This is a genomic window from Microbacterium sp. (genome assembly GCF_039812165.1).
In the GTDB taxonomy this organism is placed as follows: Bacteria; Actinomycetota; Actinomycetes; order Actinomycetales; family Microbacteriaceae; genus Microbacterium.
In genome coordinates this window covers 1-4,855 of the sequence record NZ_JBDIAB010000206.1, presented here as the reverse complement: position 1 = coordinate 4,855, position 4,855 = coordinate 1, and the positions used below count along the sequence as shown (strand labels likewise).

Annotated in this window: 4 protein-coding genes; 2 read left to right on the top strand and 2 right to left on the bottom strand. The window is 73.0% G+C overall.

What is annotated here, in order from left to right:
* The first annotated feature begins 79 nt into the window (after positions 1 to 79).
* The gene (locus WML84_RS12885; protein WP_347346542.1) at positions 80 to 2,119 is read left to right on the top strand and encodes an NAD(+) synthase; all 2,040 of its coding nucleotides are present in this window, start codon (positions 80 to 82) and stop codon (positions 2,117 to 2,119) included.
* Positions 2,120 to 2,152: 33 nt separating this feature from the next.
* Here the strand turns inward: WML84_RS12885 and WML84_RS12880 are convergent, their stop codons facing one another.
* Entirely contained in the window at positions 2,153 to 2,734 is a 582-nt protein-coding gene (locus WML84_RS12880; RefSeq protein ID WP_347346541.1) for a hypothetical protein, read from the bottom strand.
* A 135-nt stretch (positions 2,735 to 2,869) separates the two neighbouring features.
* On the opposite strand from WML84_RS12880, the gene WML84_RS12875 reads away from it, so the two are divergent.
* Positions 2,870 to 3,421: a nucleosidase gene (locus tag WML84_RS12875; RefSeq protein WP_347346540.1), complete on the top strand. Its 552-nt coding sequence runs from the start codon at positions 2,870 to 2,872 to the stop codon at positions 3,419 to 3,421.
* Here WML84_RS12875 and WML84_RS12870 read toward each other — a convergent pair.
* On the bottom strand, positions 3,409 to 4,855 hold a 1,447-nt coding region (locus tag WML84_RS12870; RefSeq protein ID WP_347346539.1), incomplete at its 5' end, for an SbcC/MukB-like Walker B domain-containing protein. The two genes, WML84_RS12875 and WML84_RS12870, sit on opposite strands and share 13 nt — an antisense overlap.

The window sequence follows — 4,855 nt, the reverse complement described above, 5'->3', positions numbered from 1 at the left end:
TCCGCCCCGAACGACGAGCCACGGGATGCAGCCGCCGAACCGACGACCGACCTGCCACGGCACCTGACAGACTGTGACCATGAGCCTGCCCTTCGAGAGCGCCTACCGGCACGGGTTCGCACGCGTCGCGGCCTGCACGATCCCGCTCGCGATCGCCGATCCCGCCGCCAACGCCGACGCGGTCCTCGCGACCGCGCGCGAGTGCGACGCGGACGCCGTGGCCGTCGCCGTCTTCCCGGAGCTGTGCCTGTCGGGCTACGCCATCGACGACCTCGTCATGCAGGACCCCGTGCTCGACGCGGTCGTGGCGGCGATCGAGCGGATCGTCGAGGCATCCGTCGACCTCTTCCCCGTGCTCGTCGTGGGCGCGCCCCTGCGCCACCGCAGCCGCCTCTACAACTGCGCCGTGGTGATCCACCGCGGCGAGATCCTCGGCGTCGCGCCCAAGTCGTACCTGCCGACCTACCGCGAGTTCTACGAGCGCCGCTGGTACGCGCCCGGCGAGCCGTGGTCGGGCGAGGGCATCCGCATCGGCGTGCACGAGGCGGTGTTCGGCAACAACCTGCTGTTCGACGTGCGCGACGTGCCCGGCCTGGTGCTGCACGCCGAGGTGTGCGAGGACGTATGGGTGCCGATCCCGCCGTCGTCGCGCGCGGCGCTCGCCGGCGCGACGGTGCTGCTCAACCTCTCCGGCAGTCCCATCACGATCGCGCGCGCGGAGGACCGCAAGCTGCTCTGCGCGTCGCAGTCGCTGCGCTGTCTCGCCGCCTACGCGTATGCCGCCGCCGGCACGGGCGAGTCCACGAACGACGTCTCGTGGGACGGCCAGACGATGATCTACGAGGGCGGAACGCTCCTGGCCGAGACCGAGCGCTTCCCCGAGGGCGCGCGGCACAGCGTGGCCGACGTCGATCTCGACCGCCTGCGGCAGGACCGCATCCGCCAGGGCACGTTCGACGACAACCGCGTCGCCGCCGACGACGCGTTCACGATCGAGCTGTTCCTGCATCCGCGGTCCGACGACATCGGCCTGCGACGGCCGCTCGACCGCTTCCCGTTCGTCCCCGACGACCCGGCCCGCCTCGCCCAGGAGTGCTACGAGGCGTTCAACATCCAGGTGTCGGGCCTCGAGCAGCGCATGCGCGCGATCGGCTCGCCCAAGCCCGTCATCGGCGTGTCCGGCGGCCTCGACTCCACGCACGCCCTCCTGGTCGTGGCGCGCGCGATGGACCGCATGGGCCGCCCGCGCAGCGACATCCTCGCCTACACGATGCCCGGCTTCGCCACGAGCGACCACACGAAGTCGAACGCGATCGCCCTCGCCGAGGCGATCGGCGCCACGATCGAGACGATCGACATCCGTCCGATGGCGATGCAGCTGCTCGAGGGCATCGGGCATCCGTTCGCCGCGGGCGAGCCCGTGCACGACGTCACGTTCGAGAACGTGCAGGCCGGAGCCCGCACCGACTTCCTGTTCCGGCTCGCCAACCGCCACAACGGCTTCGTGGTCGGCACGTCCGACCTGTCCGAGCTGGCTCTCGGCTGGGCGACGTACGGGGTCGGCGACCACATGAGCCACTACGCGGTCAACGCCGGGGTGCCGAAGACGCTCATCCAGCACCTCATCCGCTGGGTGATCGCGCACCGCGAGGGCGTGAACGACGACGCCGTCGCCGTGCTGCAGTCGGTGCTCGACACCGAGATCAGCCCCGAGCTCGTGCCCGCCGGCCAGGACGGCAAGGTGCAGTCGACCGAGGACACGATCGGCCCGTACGCGCTGCACGACTTCGCGCTCTTCCACATCCTCCGCTACGGCATGCGGCCGTCGAAGATCGCGTTCCTGGCCGAGCAGGCGTGGGCCGATCCGGATGCCGGGGCGTGGCCCCCCGGCTTCCCCGTCGACGACCGCTACGGCTACGACCGCGAGACGATCGTCCGCTGGCTGCGCGTCTTCCTCAAGCGCTACTTCGGGTTCGCGCAGTTCAAGCGCTCCGCGATCCCGAACGGGCCGAAGGTGTCGCCGGCGGGCTCGCTCTCGCCGCGCGGCGACTGGCGCGCGCCGTCGGACGGCAACGCCGTCGTGTGGCTCGCCGAGCTCGACGCGGCGCTCGCGGACTGACCCGCCGGCAGCCGGTCCGCCGGCCGCCGCGGCTCAGGGCCGGGCGTGGTCTCCGTGCGCGAGGGTGATGAGCCACCCGTCGCGCGACAGGTCGGCCAGCGCGTAGTGCGCCTTGCGGTCGGGCAGCCAGCCGACGGTCCGCGGAGAGTTGAGCTGCACGTGCTCCGGTGCGACGCGCACACCGCGCCCGTCCGCCTCGAGCACGGCCTGCACGCGCACCCAGTGCTGCACGAGATCTTCGACGTTGTTCTTGTCGAGCAGGTGCGAGTGCTTCTGCATGTGGTGCAGATCGGCGGGCTCCGGGTGGAGGTCGCGGATGTCGATGCCGACCGGCATGCCGGGCTCGCTGATCGCGATCACCGTGGCGGCGCGGAAGCTCGCGGTGTGGATCGCCAGCGGCAGCTCCTCGCTGCCGCGCGAGGCGATGAGCCGGGTGTGGTAGCCGAACCCGCGCGGGTCCTCGCGCACGATCACGATGTCCTTGATCTCGCAGCCCAGCCGGTCGGCGATGAGCTCCTTCGCGATCATGCGCCGTCGGTCGTGCACGCTCAGAGACGGATCCCAGCCCAGTCGTGCGGAGACCCCGGCCGGTGTGTCCAGAAGAACGGTCTGCATATCGCTCCCTCGTTGACGTCGACACTCTCATCTTGGCCTACCCGCCGATCGCGCCGATAGCGCCATGACCGGGGAAATCCGCGGGCGCGCTCGTGCCCGTCGCGGGGGCGCCCCGGCGCAGGCGAAGATGGAGGTGTGAGACTTCTCGTCGCCGCCCTCGACTCCGAGCTCGTGGCCTTCCCCGCCGACCTGGACGGGTTCGACCGGCTCGTGACCGGTCCGGGCAAGCTGCAGGCCGCCTACGCGCTGACGCGCGCCCTCGACGCTCGCGACTACGACGAGATCCTCGTCGTGGGCACCGCCGGGGCGATCTCCGGCGATGCCGGCGTCTTCGACGTCGCCGCCGCGATCCAGCACGACGTGTCGGACATCGACGGCATCGCGGGGCAGCACGTCTCGCTGCCGGCACGCGTGGAGGTCGGCGGCGCGGGCGTGACGATCGCGACGGGCGACCACTTCGTCGACGACGCGGAGACGGTCGCCGAGATCCAGCGGCTCGGGGCGAGCCTGGTCGACATGGAGACGTACGCGTACATCTGGGTCGCACAGCAGTACGGCGTGCCGATCCGCGTGCTCAAGGCGGTGTCGGACCGCGCGCAGGACGACGCGATCACCGATTGGCGCGCCGCCGTCGCCGCCTGCAGCGTCGAGCTGCGCGATCGCGTGCGGGAGCTCTACGGCGTGTAGGGCACGACGAGATCCTGACGGATCACGCTGGGACCCTCCGGGGTCGTCTCGACGGCCAGCTGCGCGGGCAGCTGCTCCTTCATCGCCTCGACGTGGCTGATGACGCCGACCGTGCGGCCGCCGGCGCGCAGTTCGTCGAGCGTGCGCATCGCGAGCTCGAGCGTGTCGGGGTCGAGCGAGCCGAACCCCTCGTCGACGAAGAGCGTGTCGAGGCGCAGCCCCCCGGCGCGCGAGGTCACGACCTCCGCGAGCCCGAGCGCGAGGGCGAGCGACGCGAGGAACGTCTCGCCGCCGGAGAGCGACTGCGGTGGCCGCAGTCGTCCGGTATGGGCGTCGAGGACGGCGATGCCGAGACCGGATGCCGCGCCCCGCGCCGCGCGCGCATCGGAGTGGTGCAGCGTGTACCGCCCGGCCGACATCTCGGTGAGCCGGACGTTCGCGGCCACGACGATCTCCTCCAGCTCGGCGGCGAGCACGAACGACTCGAGGTTCATCTTCATCGTGTTGGGCGCGCGCCCGGCCACCGTGTCGGCCAGTCGCATGACGACCGCAACCTCCTCCGCCTCGGCCGCCACCGCGGCGTAGGCCGAGTCGACCTGGGCGAGCAGGTCGCGGAGCGTCTCGGCGACGTGCTGCGCGTCCCTCTCCGCCGCGATCGCGGCGGTGCGCGCGGCATCCGCGGCGTCGAGGACAGCGGCGGCGGTCGCGACGTCGACGGCGTCGTCCGGCCCGCCGGCGGCCTCCAGCTCCAGTCGCAACAGCCGCGCCCGCGTCGCGGCGAGGTGCGAGGCGTGCTCGGCGAGGCGCGTCTCGCCGGCGTTCCGTTCCGGATCGTCGAGCAGCGCGGCGGCGGCGTCGGCGGCGTCGGCGAAGTCGGATGCCGCGACGAGCCGGCGCAGCGTCGTCTCGACGTCTCGCCGGGCCCGGGCCCGCTCCGCTGCGGCCTCGTCGGCGGCCAGGCAGACGCGGGCTGCGTCGCGCACGCCCGTGGCGACCTCGATGCGCTCGGCGACCGTGTCGTGCACGCCGCGGGCGACGACGATCTCGGCCCGCGTCGCGGCGATCGTGGCGGTCAGCGCGGCGGCCTCCTCGCGCTCGCCCCCGAGCCGGGCGGTGGCCTCGTCGCGCAGGCCGCGAGCGTTCTCGTCGAGGGCCGCGAGGTCGGCGAGCCGCGCGGTCAGCTCGTCGCGTTCGGCGACGGCCCGTTCCGCCGTCCGACGCGCCTCGACCGCCTCGGCGAGCTCGGCATCGAGCACGGCGACCTCGCGCCCGCCCGCACGCGCGGCGGCCTCGGCATGCCGTTCCCGTGCGGCCCGCGCCGTCTCGGCCGCCCGGCGCTCGGCGGCGAGGGCGTCGTCGCGGGACGCCTCTGCGCCGGCCAGGTCGTCGTCGGTCACGGCCTCCGGGTGCGACGGTGCGGGATGCGGGTGCTCG